General features: G+C 43.9%; 12 protein-coding genes. 9 read left to right on the top strand and 3 right to left on the bottom strand.

Annotated features, from left to right (window positions below; all coding sequences use genetic code 11):
- The first annotated feature begins 20 nt into the window (after positions 1-20).
- From IGK61_RS14855 to IGK61_RS14835, 5 genes are all read left to right on the top strand, one after another.
- On the top strand, positions 21-1427 hold the full coding sequence (locus IGK61_RS14855) for a glycoside hydrolase family 43 protein (RefSeq protein WP_074536781.1): 1407 nt from the start codon (positions 21-23) through the stop codon (positions 1425-1427).
- A gap of 205 nt (positions 1428-1632) precedes the next feature.
- The gene (locus IGK61_RS14850; RefSeq protein ID WP_074536780.1) at positions 1633-2559 is read left to right on the top strand and encodes an alpha/beta fold hydrolase; all 927 of its coding nucleotides are present in this window, start codon (positions 1633-1635) and stop codon (positions 2557-2559) included.
- 125 nt (positions 2560-2684) lie between these two features.
- Positions 2685-3764, top strand: a complete 1080-nt coding sequence (gene serC / locus IGK61_RS14845; protein ID WP_010749989.1) for a 3-phosphoserine/phosphohydroxythreonine transaminase — start codon at positions 2685-2687, stop codon at positions 3762-3764.
- Positions 3765-4949, top strand: coding sequence for a phosphoglycerate dehydrogenase (locus IGK61_RS14840; RefSeq protein WP_016609459.1), 1185 nt, complete (start codon positions 3765-3767; stop codon positions 4947-4949).
- Positions 4949-6172: a DUF1015 domain-containing protein gene (locus tag IGK61_RS14835; protein ID WP_074536779.1), complete on the top strand. Its 1224-nt coding sequence runs from the start codon at positions 4949-4951 to the stop codon at positions 6170-6172. Before IGK61_RS14840 ends, IGK61_RS14835 begins: the two co-directional genes overlap by 1 nt.
- A gap of 116 nt (positions 6173-6288) precedes the next feature.
- Here IGK61_RS14835 and IGK61_RS14830 read toward each other — a convergent pair whose 3' ends face one another.
- The 3 genes from IGK61_RS14830 to IGK61_RS14820 all read right to left on the bottom strand — a co-directional run bounded on the left by IGK61_RS14830 (position 6289) and on the right by IGK61_RS14820 (position 11841).
- Positions 6289-7839, bottom strand: coding sequence for an IS1182 family transposase (locus IGK61_RS14830; RefSeq protein WP_074536951.1), 1551 nt, complete (start codon positions 7837-7839; stop codon positions 6289-6291).
- A 152-nt stretch (positions 7840-7991) separates the two neighbouring features.
- Positions 7992-9341 carry an Nramp family divalent metal transporter gene (locus IGK61_RS14825; protein WP_074536809.1) on the bottom strand — a complete coding sequence of 450 codons (1350 nt, stop codon included), beginning with the start codon at positions 9339-9341 and terminating at the stop codon, positions 7992-7994.
- A gap of 157 nt (positions 9342-9498) precedes the next feature.
- Entirely contained in the window at positions 9499-11841 is a 2343-nt protein-coding gene (locus tag IGK61_RS14820; RefSeq protein ID WP_074536810.1) for an ABC transporter ATP-binding protein/permease, read from the bottom strand.
- A gap of 138 nt (positions 11842-11979) precedes the next feature.
- Here IGK61_RS14820 and IGK61_RS14815 point away from each other — a divergent pair, with 138 nt between their 5' ends.
- From IGK61_RS14815 to IGK61_RS14800, 4 genes are all read left to right on the top strand, one after another.
- Entirely contained in the window at positions 11980-12465 is a 486-nt protein-coding gene (locus IGK61_RS14815; RefSeq protein WP_010749984.1) for a MarR family winged helix-turn-helix transcriptional regulator, read from the top strand.
- Between the two features lie 160 nt (positions 12466-12625).
- On the top strand, positions 12626-14413 hold the full coding sequence (locus IGK61_RS14810; RefSeq protein ID WP_005228237.1) for a glycoside hydrolase family 13 protein: 1788 nt from the start codon (positions 12626-12628) through the stop codon (positions 14411-14413).
- A 304-nt stretch (positions 14414-14717) separates the two neighbouring features.
- Positions 14718-15770, top strand: coding sequence for an aspartate-semialdehyde dehydrogenase (locus IGK61_RS14805; RefSeq protein WP_074536811.1), 1053 nt, complete (start codon positions 14718-14720; stop codon positions 15768-15770).
- 122 nt (positions 15771-15892) lie between these two features.
- On the top strand, positions 15893-17575 hold the full coding sequence (locus IGK61_RS14800; protein ID WP_010749981.1) for a ribonuclease J: 1683 nt from the start codon (positions 15893-15895) through the stop codon (positions 17573-17575).
- Positions 17576-17709: the final 134 nt, after the last annotated feature.

The following is a 17709-nucleotide window of genomic DNA, read 5'->3' as shown; positions in this document are numbered from 1 at the left end:
AAGGAAAGGGGCGATGTACGATGGGGAAATCAGCAGCTTGGCTCAGTGGAGTAAGTATCTTGATTGCTGCGCTTATGATAACCGGTTGTAGCGCTGGAACTGATCCAGGGGAAGAAGTGTCCGGTTTTACTTCAATTATCGATAATGATGGGGCAGATCCTTGGATCTTGCAAACGGAAGCGTTCTTTTATTATACCAAAACGACTGGGAATAATTTAACGCTCTGGCGTGCTGAAAACCTCTCTCACGTTGCTGCTGGTGAAAAAAAGGTCATCTGGGAAATGCCAGCAGAATTTGAAAGTATCTGGGCACCCGAGCTTCATTACTTAGATGATCGCTGGGTGATGTATTTCGCGGCTAATCGTCCTTCAGAAACGCATCGTATGTACGCATTAGTCAATCATCAAAAAGATCCTTACATGGGTGAGTGGCAATTGGAAGAGATCAAAGGGATGGATGATAAATTTGCGATTGATGGAACAGTCTTAGAGATCAATGACAAACGCTATTTCCTTTGGTCGGGCTGGGAAGGGTATGAAAATGTTGCGCAAAATCTTTATTTAGCGGAAATGGCCTCCCCTACGGAAGTGATTGGGGAGAAACGGCTTATCTCAGAACCAGAATATGAATGGGAAATGCGGCAAACACCATTGATCAATGAAGCCCCTCAAGTGATTATCAAAGACGAAACAGTCAATTTGGTATACTCCGCCAGTGGAAGCTGGGACAATGATTACGCTCTTGGTCTTATGACCCTAGATGTAGCTGATGATCCGCTAGAAAGAGCGAATTGGCAAAAGGAACCAGAGCCGATTTTCCAACAGACAAACACTGTCTATGGACCTGGTCATAATGGATTTGCCAAATCAAAAGATGGTTCTGAAGACTGGTTGATTTATCACGCTGCTCGGTGGGATCATTCGGGCTGGGACCGTTCGATCCGCTTGCAAAAGATTGGTTGGGATCAAGAGGATAAAGTCCTACTGGAAGCTCCTTTGGATGAGTGGCATGTTCAAGCGTTGCCAAAAGCTGAGCCGAATCGACTGCGATTAACTGCTAGCCGTGCTTTGCTGGAAGGCGATTTAGCGCTTGTCGAAGATGAGGCAGCACTCTCTAAGAAAGTCGTCCAAGGCTTTGAATCAACGACTGACAAAATTATCTTTACCCCGCAGATTGAAGAATCAGATGAATTTCTGGTGATTGCCTATGTCAAAACCACTGATTATCTCTCCTTAAATGACCCAATTCAGGTCAAGATTGAAACGAAACAAGCAAGTCACGTGGTGGATGTCTATCCTTCCGAATATTATCAACCGCTACAAGTCCGCATGAAGTTACCGAAAGGATCGCAGGAAATCACCCTTTCGTCTGAGATTGGGGTTGATACGCTAAGTATTGATCGTTTAGAAATCGTCAAATTCCAATAAAGAATAATGAGGAAGTTTTTTAAATCCAAGCCATGGGTGATGATCGTTTGACTCCTGCTACTTTGTCTTTAGACAATGTGGCAGGATTTTTTTGTCCTTGAAAATTCCCAACTCCTACCGCCATAGCCTAAAATTCCATGTATAATAAAGAAAACGACCGTTTTATTTGGCGATGGGAAAAGAAAAAGCAAAAGAGGTGCGAACTATGAGGATGAATCAAGAAAAGCTGACTTCATCAAATGGGAAGGATCAGCTTTTTGTCAAAACGTGGCTGCCAGAAGAACAGCCGACAGCAGTCGTGCAAATCGTTCACGGAATGATCGAACACATTGAACGTTACCACGAGTTTGCGGAATGTTTGACTACGCAAGGCTATACGGTGGTCGGTCATGATCACTTAGGGCATGGGCAATCCGTGAAGGAAACACAGGCCTATGGGCATTTTGGTGAAAAAGAGGGCGCCAACTATTTAGTGGCAGATGTGGGAGTGGTCCATCAGTACGCAGCTGCTTGCTACCCAGACCGACCATACTTTATCTTAGGGCACAGTATGGGGTCGCTGGTTTTGCGGAATTATTTGTTTAGTCAGCCACATCCATTGTCAGGAGCGATCATCATGGGCACCACGATGGAAAAAGCCGTGCTGATGCAAGGAGGTAAACTCGTTACGAACTTGTTGCGGCCGTTTGCCGCTCAGCAATGGCCTTATCACGTAATGGAACAGCTAGTTTTTGGCCGGCACAACCGGCGTTTTCGTCCCAATCGGACCGCCAAAGATTGGTTGACCAGTGATCCGCAGCAAGTGGATCGCTATTTGAAGGACCCTTACACCCAATTTCATTTTTCTTTAGCAGCTTACAAGGATCTCTTTACATTGACACAAGCTGCCAGTGATCCGGATCAACTGCGCAAGATTGATTCAGAATTGCCGCTGCTGCTGATTTCAGGTGGAGACGATCCTGTTGGGCACTATGGCAAAAGCGTCCGCCAATTGGCTCAGCAGCTGAAGCAAAATGCTGACGTGACGATGTATTTGCTTGAACAGGGCCGGCATGAGATTTTGAATGAGCGCAACCGCGAGATCGTTTACAATGAAATTTCTCGCTGGCTGTTTGAAAAAATGCCGAAATGACGAACGTTAAGAAATTGGTAGTCTTTTCTGAAAATTCAAAATTATTTTCTCTTTTAAGGCTTTTTTCATTTTCGGCTATCTGTTATAATGATTTTCACATCTAACATAAAGGAGAGATTTTTTGTATGACAGTTTATAACTTTTCAGCTGGTCCTGCCGTATTGCCCCGTCCCGTATTGGAGAAAGCACAATCCGAACTTTTGAATTACCGCGGAAGTGGGATGTCCGTTATGGAGCTGAGTCATCGGTCCTCCTTGTTTGAAGCGATCATTAAAGATGCAGAAGCACTTCTACGAAAATTGATGGGGATTCCTGAAAACTATCAGGTACTGTTTTTACAAGGCGGCGCGAGTCTCCAATTCAGTATGATCCCATTAAATCTTGCACAAAACAAAAAAGCCTTATACGTAAATACCGGTTCTTGGTCGAAAAAAGCTATTGAAGCAGCAAAAGCGCTTGGAAACGTGACGGTGGAAGTTGTTGCCTCTAGTGAGGATCAAAACTTTACCTATATTCCAGAAATTTCAGAAGATGCGATCGATCAAGAAGCGGCTTATTTGCATATCACCACGAACAACACCATTGAAGGGACGGCCTTTCAAACGATTCCGCAGGCTGGCGACGTGCCGATCGTAGCGGATATGTCCTCAAATATTTTAGCCAATGACTATCGCGTAGAAGACTTTGGTGTGATTTATGCTGGGGCCCAAAAGAATATTGGTCCTGCAGGGTTGACGGTAGTGATCATCCGAGAAGATTTACTCAATGATGATGCTGTCTTCGCTCCAATGCTGGATTATCGTCTACAGGCTAAAAATGACTCATTGTACAATACACCACCAACGTATGCTATCTATATTGCTAAATTGGTGTTTGAATGGTTGGAAGAATTAGGCGGCATTCCTGCAATTTTAGAACAAGACCGCCAAAAAGCGGCGCTTTTATACGAAACGATCGAAGCCTCTGCTCTTTACAGTAGTCCTGTGGCTGTTGACAGCCGCTCACTAACGAATATTCCTTTTGTGACAGGGGATAAAGCATTAGATCAGCGCTTCAATGAAGAAGCTGTCAAAGCTGGCTTTGAGAACTTGAAAGGGCATCGTTCCGTTGGAGGAATGCGAGCAAGCTTGTACAATGCCTTTCCATTAGCTGGCGTTCAAGCGTTAGTCGACTTTATGAAATCATTTGAAGCGGAGGTCAAATAAATGTTCCAAATTAAAACATTCAATGCGATCGCACCAGAAGGATTACAGCGTTTAGAAAAAGAAAAGTATGCCATCAACGAAAGCGACCAACCGCAAGGGATTTTGCTGCGCAGCCAGAAATTGCACGATTACGCTTTTCCTGAAAGTGTCTTAGGTATTGCCCGTGCAGGGGCTGGGACCAACAACATTCCCGTCAAAGCATGTACTGAAAAAGGGATCGTCGTCTTTAATACGCCAGGCGCCAATGCCAATGCGGTCAAAGAATTAGTGATCGCTAGTCTGCTCTTAAGTGTCCGTCCGATTTTACGAGGTGCCCAATGGGTGCAAACCTTGAGCGGTGATAATGTGGAAGAACAAGCAGAAGCGCAAAAAAGTCAATTTGCTGGAACAGAGTTAGAAGGCAAAAAGTTAGGAATCATCGGCCTTGGTTCTATTGGAGCGATGGTCGCCAACGATGCTTATCGTCTAGGGATGGAAGTAGTCGGTTATGATCCTTACGTGTCAGTGGATACTGCTTGGACGATCTCTCGTCGGGTCAAGCGTGCCAATGATATTGCGGAAGTCTTTTCAACCTGTGATTTTATCACGGTTCATGTGCCGCTAATGGAAAACACGCATCATCTCGTCGGGGAAGCCGAACTTGCGAAAATGAAACCAACAACGAAGCTATTCAACTTTTCTCGTAAAGAAATCGTCGATACAGATGCTGTTTTACGTGCGTTAAAAGCCGACCGTTTAGCGGGCTATACGACTGATTTTGCGGATGAACAATTGCTGCATAATGAAAAAGTCCTCGTCTTGCCGCATTTAGGTGCATCAACAGAAGAAGCCGAAGTCAACTGTGCCAAAATGGCAGCCCGAACATTGAAAAAATTCTTGGAATTTGGAACCATCAAGCGCTCAGTAAATTTTCCAACTGTTGAGATGGCTTTTCATTCGCCTTATCGTCTGACGATCATCAATCGCAATGTACCGAATATGTTAGGTCAGATTTCATCGATCATTGCGGAATCTGGGATCAATATCGACAATATGCTGAATCGTGGACGGGAAGACTTTGCTTACACCCTAGCCGATGTCGCTTCTGAAGATGAAGCCTTATTGAATCAATTAGCCGATAAACTGCGGGAGAACGAAAACATCGTTCGTGTACGGGTCATCAAGAATCAGGAGGTTGGGTATTAATGGTTCAAGTATTTCCGTTTAAAGCCATTCGTCCAGACGCCTCATTGGCAGAAAAAGTGGCCGAGCTACCGTATGACGTGGTCAATTCACAAGAAGCCGCAGCGTTTGCGCAAGGCAATCCTTACAGCTATTTCCACATCGACCGTTCGGAGATCGACTTGCCAGGAATCGATCCTTATGATCCACAGGTGTATCAAAAAGCGGCGGAAAATCTTGCATCTTTTCAAGAAGAAGGCTGGTTGATTCAAGAAACGGCGCCCGCATATTATTTGTATGAATTGACGATGGCTGGTAGAAGCCAAACGGGGCTTGTCGCCTGTACCTCGATCGATGATTATGTCGCTGGGAAAATCAAGAAACACGAGTTTACCCGTCCAGAAAAAGAAATCGATCGGATCAATCATATTCTGGCATGTGATGCCAATACAAGTCCGATTTTCTTGAGTTATCGCCAACCAGCAGCAGTCAAAGAAGCGATCGATGCGTGGCAAGCAGAGCATGCGCCAATCTATGATTTTGTCAGCTATCATGAGGTGCAACATCGTGTTTGGCTGATCGATGATCCAGCGCTAGTCGCCTCTTTTGCCCAGCAGTTTCAAGCTGTAGATGCCCTTTATATTGCGGATGGGCATCACCGCACAGAGTCAGCAGTCAAAGTCGGCTTGCAAAAGCGAGCCGATGGCCAAAGCAGTCAAGAAAGCGACCGCTTTTTAGCGATTTTATTCCCAGAAAATGAATTAGCGATTTGGGAATACAATCGGGTTTTGCGGGTACCAGTGCCAGAAACCTTTTTTGAGCAGGCAGCCCAGCATTTTACGATTCGAGAAACTACAAGGAAGAAACCAGCGCAACGTGGTTCGATTCATCTGTACCTAAACCATGCGTGGTGGGAGTTGACCATCAAACCGGAAGCTGTGCCGCAAGATGCGGTAGGACAGCTGGATGTGTCGCTTTTACAACAATACGTGCTGGCTGATATTTTCGCGATCCAAGATGTGCGGACAGACAAACGCATTGATTTTGTCGGCGGAATTCGTGGTCCAGAAGAATTGGAACGTTTGGTAGATAGCGGAGAATGGACATTGGCCTTTTCCATGTATCCAACGCAAATGACCGATCTTTTGGCAGTCGCCGATGCGGGAGAAATTATGCCGCCAAAATCAACTTGGTTTGAACCAAAACTGTTGAGCGGTCTGTTTTTACATGATTTAGAAACGAATTAACCAAAAAAGGGGGCGTGACATAAGTTAACTAGTTACGCTCTCCAAAATATAAGGAGTACTCGAAAATCATGTGATTTTTCGAGTGCTCCTTGTTTTTTTTATTCATTTTGGGTAGTTCAAGTACCTATTTTTGTCAATTTCATCATATTGATTGCCGTAATGAGTAAACCCGTCTGTTTTCTGACTTTTTCTAAGCCCCGAACCGTGTATCGAGTGAAACCCAAACAAGCCTTCATAAATCCGAAGACTGTTTCCACGTCGATCTTTCTCCGACCATATATTTTTTGAATTTCAGGCGTTGATAAGCGCTCTTTTTGTTTTTCTTTATGGTATTCCCAAGACGGATTTACAGTGATCTTTCTGCGATTCCCCTTTGGGGTTAAGGCTTCAGGAATGAGCGCTTGGTTCGCATCCGTTTTTTCTGCTTGGTATTCTTTAAAATCTCGGACAAAGCCATCCGCATCTGTTCGTTGACGGTAAGCATGAAAATTGAATCGTACCCCTTTGGGGTCGATGTAAAAGTCCTCCTTAGGCTCATAATCCCAATTCATTACTTTCCGATCATCTGTCTGCCATTTCTTGCTTTGTTCTTTAAACATCGTTCCATAAGGAATCAGTGCAGTATGCTGGGGAAGTTCGTCTTCTATATAGCGGTAATTGCTTTCTGAACCATAGCCTGCATCGGCGACCAAATAATGAGGGGACTTTTGTGCGATCTTCATCTTTTCCAGTAATGGTTTCAGCGTCTTAGTGTCTGTTGGGTTTTGAAAGACATCGTAGCCGAGTACAAATTGATTACAAGTAGCGATCTGCAGGTTATACGCAGGCTTAAGTTGGCCATTTTTCATAGGGTCTTCTTTTACGCGCATGAATGTCGCATCATGATCAGTTTTTGAATAACTGTTTCTTGTCCCATAAGTAGAAAACTGCGTTTGATGTTCCAGAAGTTTTTCTCGTTTTGTATTTAATTTGCGTACTTGGCTTTTCAACGTTCGCCGTTGTTGTTTCGCTGGATTTGGCGAAAGACGTTTCGTTGCCTCAACTTCTTTTTCTAGTTCTTCCAGACGTAGTTCCATCCGTGTTAACAGTTCATCTATCATGTCTACTGTCAAGGTCGTCCCTTCGGGAATCTGTTTCAGGGCATACGCTTCTCTTAGTTCCGTCATCATAGTAAGCAGTTTTTCGCGATTCATTTGATCGAATCGGATCGTGTTTTTCTTCCAGACAAAGCTGTACTTATTCGCATCTGCCAAAATTTTTGTACCGTCAATAAACAACGCATCATCAATCAGATTCCGTGCACGCAGATACTCTGTCAACTGATCTAAGCCTTTATTGGTCAACTCCTGCACATCGTTAGATACACAAAAACGGGCGATCGTTCGATAAGTCGGAACCCGTTCTTGCGTCAACCAGCGAGCATATAGGTTTTCTTCAGCTAAGCGTTCAATCTTGCGACTTGTAAAGGTTTCTCGCGTATACGCAAAAAGAACCAACTTCAACATGGCACCTAAATCATATTCTCTTGGTCGACCAAAAAGATAGGGGTCATTAATCTGAAGCGCTTCGACCAGTTCATGGATAAAAACGGCGACATGATTTTCTTTTGGAGAAAATGAAGTAGATAGATCCAAAGTGAGTTGATTCATGTTATAATTAGTATACATTTTGTTTAGTCCTTTCAGGATTAAATGATGGGGCATTGGCGGCAACCGGTGCTCCTTTTTATTTTACCCAAAAAACCGCAAGAAATGAACGATTTCTCGTCATTTCTTGCGGTTTTCTTCTATGGACTTATGTCACAGTCCCTTTTTTTCTATTAGAAGTTGCCGAGTGTTTCGATGATCAAGCGGACATTCAAGACCGTCAGTGCAATGGCACAGATCCAGCCTAAGGTAGAGACCCATAGCGGATTCTTGAAGCGTTCCCCCATGATTTTTTTTGAGCTGGTAAAAAGAACCAACGGAATCATCGAAACGGGTAAGGCGATGCTTAAAAAGACTTGCGAATAAATCAGCAGATCGTCCAAGGCTTGTTCGTTGCCGCCAAAGTAAATCGTACAAAGCAAGACGGGGATCACCGATAAGCCACGGGTGATCAGACGTCGCGCCCAAGTAGGGATCTTCATATGGATAAATCCTTCCATCACGACTTGCCCTGTCAGTGTCCCAGTGATCGTTGAATTTTGACCAGATGCCAAGAGCGCCACGGCAAACAGAACGCTCAAAACTGGACTGGCGACAGCACCAGCAATGGAGGAATCTTGCAATGCATCGAACAGCGCGGAGAAGGTGCCGACTTCTTCACTATGACCAAAGAACAAGGCACTTCCTAAGATCAAAAGCAGGCAATTGACCAAAAACGCAGCGGATAATTGGATATTGGAATCCCAAGTAGCGAACCGCACGGCCGTTGCCACTTCTTGGGTATTGCTACGATCGATTTTTCGTGACTGGGAGATCGAAGAATGCAGATAGAGATTATGCGGCATCACAGTCGCACCAACGATCCCCAACGCCATTGTCAGCTGCCCATGGTTCAAGACTTGCTTTTGGGGAATAAAGCCTTGCAAGACAGCAGGCAAATTTGGTTGAGCAATAATGACTTCGTAACAAAAGACCAGCATAATGACCAAAATCAGTGTCATGACGATCGCTTCGATTTTTCGGAAACCCAATTTCATTAAAAAGAGCAGAAGGAGTACATCGAAAATCGTTAAGATGACCCCAACTAATAAAGGTAAGCCAAATAGTAGATTGAGAGCGATCGCTCCTCCGATCACTTCCGCGATATCCGTTGCCATGATAGCCAATTCGGTGACGATCCACAAGACAAAGCCTAAGCCTTTGCTGGTGTGTTTACGAGTTGCTTGCGCAAGGTCCATCTGGGTCACGATCCCTAGCTTGGCTGCCATGTATTGCAGCAGCATAGCGATCAAACTGGAAATCAAGATCACAGAAAGTAAGAGATAGCCATATTCAGCACCGCCTCCGATCGAGGTGATCCAGTTTCCTGGGTCCATATAGCCCACGGCTACCAATGCCCCAGGACCAGAGAACGCTAAGAGATTGCGCCAAAAGCTGCCGTTTTTTGGAATGGCAACTGTATTATTTATTTCTTCCAAGCTAGGACCGTTGGCCGCTTGGATCAATTTTTTTTCTTCGTTCATCGTTTCACGTCCTATCTTTTTAGGTATACCTAAAAACAAATCTATTGTATTCCTCATTTATGAATTTTTCAAGAGAAACCTTTTGGAAGTCGGAAGGAAAGGACAAAAAAACAGCAGCCAAAGGAATGGCTGCTGTCTGTTGGGTTTTCTTATAAAATTAGTCGGCGCGTAAAGCGATCGCTGCATCTTTTTTCGCTGCCATTCGAGCTGGTATGTGGCCGCCGATCATCGTTAGGACGGTGCTGACAGCAATCAAGATCAGGCCGTGGACCGGATTTAATTGAGCAACATTTTCGAGATCAGTCATACTATATAAGATCGCGTTGATCGGGAATGTGGCTAACCAAGCAATCAGGACACCTAAAGCTCCTGAAGCGATCCCTAAAATACAGGTTTCGGCATCAAAGACGCGGGTGATGTCTTTTTTACGAGCACCTAATGCTTTTAAGACCCCAATTTCTTTCGTACGTTCTAGCACAGAGGTGTAGGTGATGATACCGATCATGATCATGCTAGTTACCAAGGAGATTCCTGCAAAAGCGATCAAGACGTAGGTGATGGCATCCATCAAGCCACCAGTCAATTGAGTCATCGTACCCGCTAAATCGGAATAAACGATTTGGTCTTCTTTGTCTTTGCCTTTGTTGAAGTCATCCAAGTAATCAAGGATTTTTTCTTTGGCACTGAAATCATTCGGATAGATCATAATGCTGTTTGGTAAATCACTGCCGCCAAGATAAGCGATCAATGAATCTTTAGCACTTTCGTCAACGGGTTCATTCGTCATCACGTTGGTGTCGCTGTCTTTTTGGGCTTGGACGATCGCTGAGTCTTGGTTTTCTTTGATGACTTCTTGCGCGAGGGCATCACTGTAGGCAATGCCAGTTGACAGCAAGTTCATCGTAGAGTTTTGCTTGATACGTAAGATTCCGCTGATCGTTAATTCTTTGTTGCCGCTATTATCGAAAACGTCATTTAAATCTTGATTTGGAATGAAGTTTCCAGTTGGTAATTCGGTGTAAAAGGCATCATTAGACGCCAATGTGATTTTTGTTCCCACGATATCGTCGAAGGACACCTTGTCGCCATCTTCAATGTCAAAACCGAGGTTGATCAATGCATTGACATTCGTTACGTTGTTTTCATCGACGATCAAAACGACATCTGTGCTAGCACTTGGGTAGCTGCCTTCTAAAAGGTCGTAGTTGTCTTTTAAGAAATTGCCGTTATCCTCTGATAACTGCTCGGGGAAAGTCGAAACCCCAATCCCGGTGGAGGCACTCATGGCAGACATCATGGCATTGGTCTGTTCATTGTCAGGTGATGCATTGGAGAAGCTGACTTGTTCCACAGTATCATCGATCTTACGGAAAAGGTTCAAGGAAGTGGAACGAGTGTAGCCGATATTGTTGCTTAATTCAGGATCAATGTCGTTGATGTAATCGAGAAACTCTTGATCGATTTTATTGATATGGGTTGCACGATCCGCATCACTTAATTTGGCAGTGACCTCTTTATCTGAAGGGAAATCTTCAGATTTCTCCCGCGTTCCCATGGCTGATGGATCTTGTTCAGTGGCTACTTGCGAGATCGTGATCGGAAAACGAGCTAATGTTTCTGACTGGGTATTGTCGATTTGTTTTTGGAATCCCGTTGACAGTGACAAAACAATGGCGATTCCGATGATCCCGATACTAGAAGCAAAGGCTGTCAAGAAGGTGCGCCCTTTTTTGGTACGGATATTGTTAAACGACAAACGTAAGGCAGTCATGAAACTCATTTTTGTGTGCTTTAATTCGAATTGGTCTTTCTTTTGTCCTTCGACATGAGGGTTCGAATCTTTAATGATTCGTCCGTCTTTGAACTCAATGATCCGTCCAGCGTATTTGTGCGCCAATTCAGGATTATGAGTAACCATGATGACCAATTTTTCTTTTGATAGTTCTTGGATCAGTTCCATGATTTGGACACTGGTCTCTGAATCCAAGGCACCTGTTGGTTCATCACAAAGAAGGATATCAGGATCATTTGCTAAGGCACGAGCGATCGCTACCCGCTGCATTTGACCACCAGAAAGCTGATTTGGTTTTTTGTGCATATGCTCAGCTAAGCCCACACGCGTCAAAGCATCGGTTGCTTTTGCGCGTTTTTCTTCTTTTGACACACCGCTCAAGGTCATCCCAAGCTCGACGTTGTCGATGATGCCTAAATGACTGATCAAATTGTAGCTTTGGAAGACAAAGCCGATCGAATTGTTCCGATACGCATCCCAGTCACGATCTTTAAAGGATTTCGTTGATTTGCCGTTGATGATCATATCACCAGAATCGTAATTATCTAAGCCGCCGATCACGTTCAACATGGTTGTTTTCCCAGAGCCGCTTGGCCCTAAAATGGCAACAAACTCTTGTTTACGAAAGGCGACGGAGACACCATCGAGGGCTTTTGTAGTACTGGCGCCAACCGTATAATACTTCTTGATATCTTTTAATTCTAACATGCTGTCACTCTTTTCTTGCCGTTTTCACGATTATTTTCATTATGTAACCACGCTATCATAATGGTTAACAAAAATCAACGATTATCATTGTTTAAACAAATAATTTATACTAAACTAAAGACAGAAAAGAGGGAGAGTATGGAAAAAGCGTTAGGAACATTCAATATGGCGGTATTTGCGGAGATCTTTTCGCTGATGGGAAACATATTGTTTGAAGAAATCGGTCTGGAAGATTTAAAATTGACCAAAATGGAAATCTTGGAACTCGTGGTGATCTCTAGTAATGAAGGAATCACGATGTCCGAGTTGGCCCAGCAAATCGGTACGTCAAAAGTCCAAATCAGTCGTTCGATCTCGGGGTTAGAAAAGGCTGGCTTTGTGGTCCGCAAAACCAACGGCGTCAATCGCCGCAACGTCAATGTTTATTTGGAAGAAGCTGGGAAGCAGTTGTTTGTCCAAAAGAAAAAACAAGTGGAAGACCGCTTGAATGCCAAAACCGCTCAAATGGCTGCAGAAGATATCCAGCAGTTGAGTCAGTCGTTGACGGAGGCAGTGGGGATCTTGCGGAAATATGACATTTTACGGACTGGCAATCAATGTGAGAAAAATACGCCGTTTGATTAAAAAAGGGCGAAGCAATCGTTTGCTTTTTAATTACTGAATTAATTTCATATTAACTTATATTATCGATTTTTTAGATAAAGCAACCGATTGCGTTTTTCTCTTGTTTTGACTTCTGATTTGTGCGACAATGAGTATATCAAACAAGTCAAAGGAGTCTGCTATGAATACTACTGCCATTTATCATCGTCCCGAAAGTGAATTTGCGTATTTGTACGAGAAGGATAAAATGCATATCCGTTTGCGTACCGCCCGTCAAGACGTCCGCCATGTCCAGCTGCTTTGCGGTGATCCTTACACACTATATAAAGAAGCTTGGTACCAGCAAAGAATTGAAATGAAAAAAATTCTTTCCACGGACTTGCATGATTATTGGCAAGTATCGGTCGGAGCAGAATTCCGCCGTTTGTCTTACGGCTTTTCCATCGAAAGTTACGATGGGTTGCATGTCTTTTATGGAGACCACGGGGTCTATCCTTTTGAGCAGCAATATTTAGAAATGAACAACAATTATTTTCGGATGCCTTACTTCCAAGAAGCCGATCGTTTCAAAATTCCCGAGTGGGCAAAAGAAACCGTTTGGTATCAAATCTTCCCTGAACGCTTTGCAAATGGGGACCCATCAAATGATCCAGAAGGTGTATTGCCCTGGGGCTCAAAAAATCCCGATCGCCAAGACTTTTTCGGCGGGGATCTGCAAGGGGTCATCGATCATTTGGATTACCTCGTCGATCTAGGCATCAATGGGATCTACTTCTGTCCGATTTTTGAGGCCTATTCGAATCACAAGTATGATACCATCGATTATTTAGCCATTGATCCAGCGTTTGGAGATAACGATACCTTTAAACGCTTAGTGGAGGAATGCCACAAACGCGGCATCAAAGTCATGCTAGATGCTGTGTTCAATCATATGGGGGATACTTCGCATCAATGGCTAGATGTCATCAAAAACGGCAAAGATTCGCCCTTTGCTGATTGGTTCCACATCAATGAGTTTCCTGTCAACTACAAAGAAGGGGAAAACTTTGAAGATGCCTATGACATCACCTATGATGTGTTTGCCTTTACGCCGCATATGCCAAAACTCAATACGGAAAATCCTGACGTGCAAGATTATTTGTTGAAGATCGCTCGTTATTGGATCGAAGAGTTTGATATCGATGCTTGGCGCTTGGACGTTGCCAATGAAGTCAGTCATCACTTCTGGAAAAAATTCCGCCAAGTGTGTGATGATGCCAAAGATGATTTTTATATCCTTGGGGAAATTTGGCACTCTTCTCAACGGTGGTTACAAGGCGACGAGTTTCATGCAGTAATGAACTACGCCTTTACGGATGCAATCATTGAATATTTTGTCAAAGACGAGATCTCCATGACGAAAATGGTCTCGGAATTAAATAACCAGCTGATGTTGTATCGGGAGCAAACCAACCAGGTACAGTTCAATATCTTGGATTCTCATGATACCCCGCGCTTGTTAACTTTGGCTCGAGGAGACAAAGACTTGATGCGCCAAGTGATGGCCTTTACGTATCTGCAACAAGGCGTTCCTTGCCTGTATTACGGTGATGAGATCGGTTTGACCGGCGATATGGACCCGGATTGCCGTAAATGTATGATTTGGGAAGAAGAAAAGCAAGATCGTGATCTCCTGCATTTCACTCGCTCATTGATCAGCATTCGCAAAGACAACCAGAAAGTCTTATCAGAAGGTTCCTTGAGTTGGAACTGGGTTTCGGAAGAGGATGGACTGATCATTTTCGAACGAGAGTTGGGGGCACAGCGGATCATCGGTATTTTCAATACGGGCGATGACCAAATCACCCTTTCTCGTCCTGATTCGATCCTGATGGAACAGTTTGTCCAACTGGAAGATGAAACGATGATTATTGATAACAAAGGCTTTGCTATCGTGAAAGTAAACAACGAAGAATCGAATGAAGCATAAAAATGAGGCAAGAATTGCATATGCAATTCTTGCCTCATTCAATGTTTTGGGTATTTTTAATTTCCCCATGCACGTTGGAAAGAATCTTCCCCAAAATTCCTTCTGTCGGTATTATATCCTATAACACCTGAATGTGACAAATGATAACCCTTAAATATAGGTAGATTTTTTCTGCAAAGGGGGAAAAGATTGAAAATTTAGACAGTATTGCCTTCTTTTTGCGCTTCTTTCCACGAAAGGTCTTTTCTTTTTTACAAGATATGATAAACTAGTAAAAATGTATTTTTATTCGAGGAGTGATTTGATGAGTACAGGGTATCACGTAGCAGTTGTCGGGGCTACCGGCGCAGTAGGAACAAAAATGATTGAGATGTTGGAGAAGACCACGTTGCCGATCAAAAAAATAACGTTGTTGGCATCCAAACGTTCTGCTGGGAAGACCCTTGTGTTCAAAAATGAACCGCTCGTTATTCAGGAGCTGACCGCAGATTCCTTTGCAGGTATCGATATTGCATTGTTCAGTGCCGGTGGCGGCATTTCAAAACAATTTGCTCCAGAAGCAGTCAAACACGGTGCAGTCGTGATCGACAATACCAGTCATTTTCGGATGGACCCGAATGTTCCTCTAGTCGTTCCTGAGGTGAATCCTCATGCATTAGCACAACATAAAGGAATCATTGCCAATCCGAATTGTTCAACGATTCAAATGATGGTGGCGTTAGAACCAATTCGTCAAAAAGTCGGTTTATCAAGGGTATTGGTTTCGACGTATCAAGCAGTTTCAGGTGCTGGCGCACAAGCCTTGGCTGAATTGACTCGTGAATCTCAAGAATTATTAGCTGGCAAAGCCGCTGATGAACTAAACCCTGAGATTTTACCAGCAGGCAGCGACAAAAAGCACTACCCAATCGCGTTTAACGCCTTGCCGCAAATCGATGTTTTTGCTGAAGACGACTATACTTACGAAGAGTGGAAAATGATCAATGAAACGAAGAAGATCATGGAAGATACGCAGATCAAAGTAGCAGCTACGTGTGTGCGGATCCCTGTGTTTAGCGGTCATTCAGAGTCGATTTATATCGAGACCAAAGACCATGCCAGTGTTGAGGAAGTCAGGCAGTGGATCAGCGAAGCGCCAGGAGCTGTCTTGCAAGATGATCCGAGTCAACAAGTGTACCCGCAAGCTTTGACCAGTGTGGACAAAACGGAAACCTTTGTTGGTCGGATTCGCAAAGATTTGGATGTCGAAAACGGCTTGCATTTATGGGTCGTTTCTGATAATTTGCTGAAAGGTGCGGCATGGAACTCCGTTCAAATCGCCGAAAGCCTGCATCAGCAAGGATTAGTTCATGTGTAAACCATAAGTTTTTCAGAAAAGTGTGGTGAATGCCACGCTTTTCTTTTTTTTGTTGTATAATACTAGGGACGGCTTATGCTTGGGAAATAATACAGTAGAAAAAAATTAAGAGGTGAATAAAAGTGGAAACGATAAAAATCATTCCTCTTGGCGGTGTACGCGAAAACGGAAAGAACATGTACATTGCTGAAGTTGGCGAGGATATATTTGTGCTGGATTGCGGTGTCCGTTATCCAGAAAATGAATTATTAGGGATCGATACAGTGATTCCAGACTTCACATATTTAGAAGAAAATGCCGACCGTGTGGCGGGTGTCTTCTTGACCCATGGGCATGCAGATGCGATTGGTGCATTGCCTTATTTCTTGGAGAATATCCAAGTACCGGTCTTTGGGACCGAGTTAACGATCGAACTAGCAAAATTGACCGTGAATAAAAATGAAGCTACCAAGCGCTTCAAAGATTTTCATGTGATCGATGAACATTCGGAGATCGACTTTGGTCATGCGACCATCAGCTTTTTCCGTACGACCCACTCCATCCCTGATTCTGTTGGGATCAGCGTCAAAACAGAAGCTGGCAATATCGTTTATACAGGAGATTTCAAGTTTGACCAAACAGCGATCCCTATGTATCAAACCGATTTTGGCCGCTTAGCGGAAATTGGAAAAGAAGGAGTCTTAGCCTTACTAAGCACGTCTTCAAATGCCGAAAATCCAACGCCGATCGCTTCTGAATTGACGATCCAAGATGAAGTTTACGACAATATCCGTTATTGGGAAGGTCGAATCATCGTCGCTAGTGTTGCCAGCAATTTGCAACGGGTGCAACAAGTATTAGATGCGGCGTTTCGTTCTGATCGCAAAGTCGTTTTGACCGGGCAAGATTTTGGTCGGATCATCAAAACGGCCATGAAGTTAGGGAAATTAAAATTACCTGCCGAAGACTTGCTGATCACCCAAAAAGAAATGAAAAAATACTCAGACGAACAGTTGCTGATTTTAGAAACAGGTCGTATGGGTGAACCAATCAAAGCGTTGCAAAAAATGGCCAACGGCTCTCACCGGACGCTGCGCATCAAAGAAGGAGATCTTGTTTACATCACAACGACGCCGACAACGGCAATGGAAACTGTGGTTGCGAAAACGGAAGATATCATCTATCGCGCTGGCGGTACCGTAAAACAGATCTCGGATAATTTCCGTGTTTCTGGTCATGCCAACCCGAATGATCTGCAGCTGATGTTGAATATGATGAAACCGAAGTATTTTATCCCTATTCAAGGCGAGTACCGCCAATTAGCCGCCCATGTGGACTTGGCGCAAGAAGTCGGGATTCCGATGAAAAATATCTTCATTACTGCTCGTGGGGATGTATTAGAATACAAAAAAGGCGAAATGCTTGCCGCAGGTGCGGTTCCAGCTGAAAACGTCATGATCGATGGGATCGGTGTCGGTGACATTGGGAATATCGTCCTGCGAGACCGCAAAGTCTTATCTGAAGACGGAATCTTCGTTGCGGTAGTGACGATCAATCGTCGCGAAAAGAAAATTATTTCTGCACCACAAATCACTTCTCGCGGATTCGTCTATGTGAAAGCCAGCCGCGATCTGATTCGTGAAAGTGGCGAGATCGTGGAAGAAATCGTAGAAAAACACCTTCATGATGAAGAGTTTGAATGGAGCAAATTGAAACAAGATATCCGTGATCGTTTGAGTCGTTTCTTGTTTGAACAAACCAAACGCCGTCCCGTCATCTTGCCGGTCATCATGGAATCAAGCCAAAGAAATCGCAACCGTAAATAATTCGTTTTGACCTACTGACAAAAGCAGGTGAAAGAATAGCCGTTTGACGGCCGATTTCTTTTCACCGAAGCTTTTGTCTTTTTTTATGTAAGAAAACAGGTGGCGGTTTTTTTACAAAATGACCCTTATTTTGG

Source organism: Enterococcus sp. AZ063 (assembly GCF_051715045.1).
Classification (GTDB): domain Bacteria; phylum Bacillota; class Bacilli; order Lactobacillales; family Enterococcaceae; genus Enterococcus_D; species Enterococcus_D casseliflavus.
The sequence above is the reverse complement of the archived record's forward strand: the minus strand, read 5'-3'. Positions and strand labels throughout refer to the sequence as shown.

What these genes read in the sequence shown, in the direction of transcription:
- IGK61_RS14855 (WP_074536781.1), top strand. Translation starts at nt 21, where the DNA reads ATGGGGAAATCAGCAGCTTGGCTCAGTGGAGTAAGTATCTTGATTGCT.
- IGK61_RS14850 (WP_074536780.1), top strand. Translation starts at nt 1,633, where the DNA reads ATGAGGATGAATCAAGAAAAGCTGACTTCATCAAATGGGAAGGATCAG.
- serC (WP_010749989.1), top strand. Translation starts at nt 2,685, where the DNA reads ATGACAGTTTATAACTTTTCAGCTGGTCCTGCCGTATTGCCCCGTCCC.
- IGK61_RS14840 (WP_016609459.1), top strand. Translation starts at nt 3,765, where the DNA reads ATGTTCCAAATTAAAACATTCAATGCGATCGCACCAGAAGGATTACAG.
- IGK61_RS14835 (WP_074536779.1), top strand. Translation starts at nt 4,949, where the DNA reads ATGGTTCAAGTATTTCCGTTTAAAGCCATTCGTCCAGACGCCTCATTG.
- IGK61_RS14830 (WP_074536951.1), bottom strand. Translation starts at nt 7,839, where the DNA reads ATGTATACTAATTATAACATGAATCAACTCACTTTGGATCTATCTACT.
- IGK61_RS14825 (WP_074536809.1), bottom strand. Translation starts at nt 9,341, where the DNA reads ATGAACGAAGAAAAAAAATTGATCCAAGCGGCCAACGGTCCTAGCTTG.
- IGK61_RS14820 (WP_074536810.1), bottom strand. Translation starts at nt 11,841, where the DNA reads ATGTTAGAATTAAAAGATATCAAGAAGTATTATACGGTTGGCGCCAGT.
- IGK61_RS14815 (WP_010749984.1), top strand. Translation starts at nt 11,980, where the DNA reads ATGGAAAAAGCGTTAGGAACATTCAATATGGCGGTATTTGCGGAGATC.
- IGK61_RS14810 (WP_005228237.1), top strand. Translation starts at nt 12,626, where the DNA reads ATGAATACTACTGCCATTTATCATCGTCCCGAAAGTGAATTTGCGTAT.
- IGK61_RS14805 (WP_074536811.1), top strand. Translation starts at nt 14,718, where the DNA reads ATGAGTACAGGGTATCACGTAGCAGTTGTCGGGGCTACCGGCGCAGTA.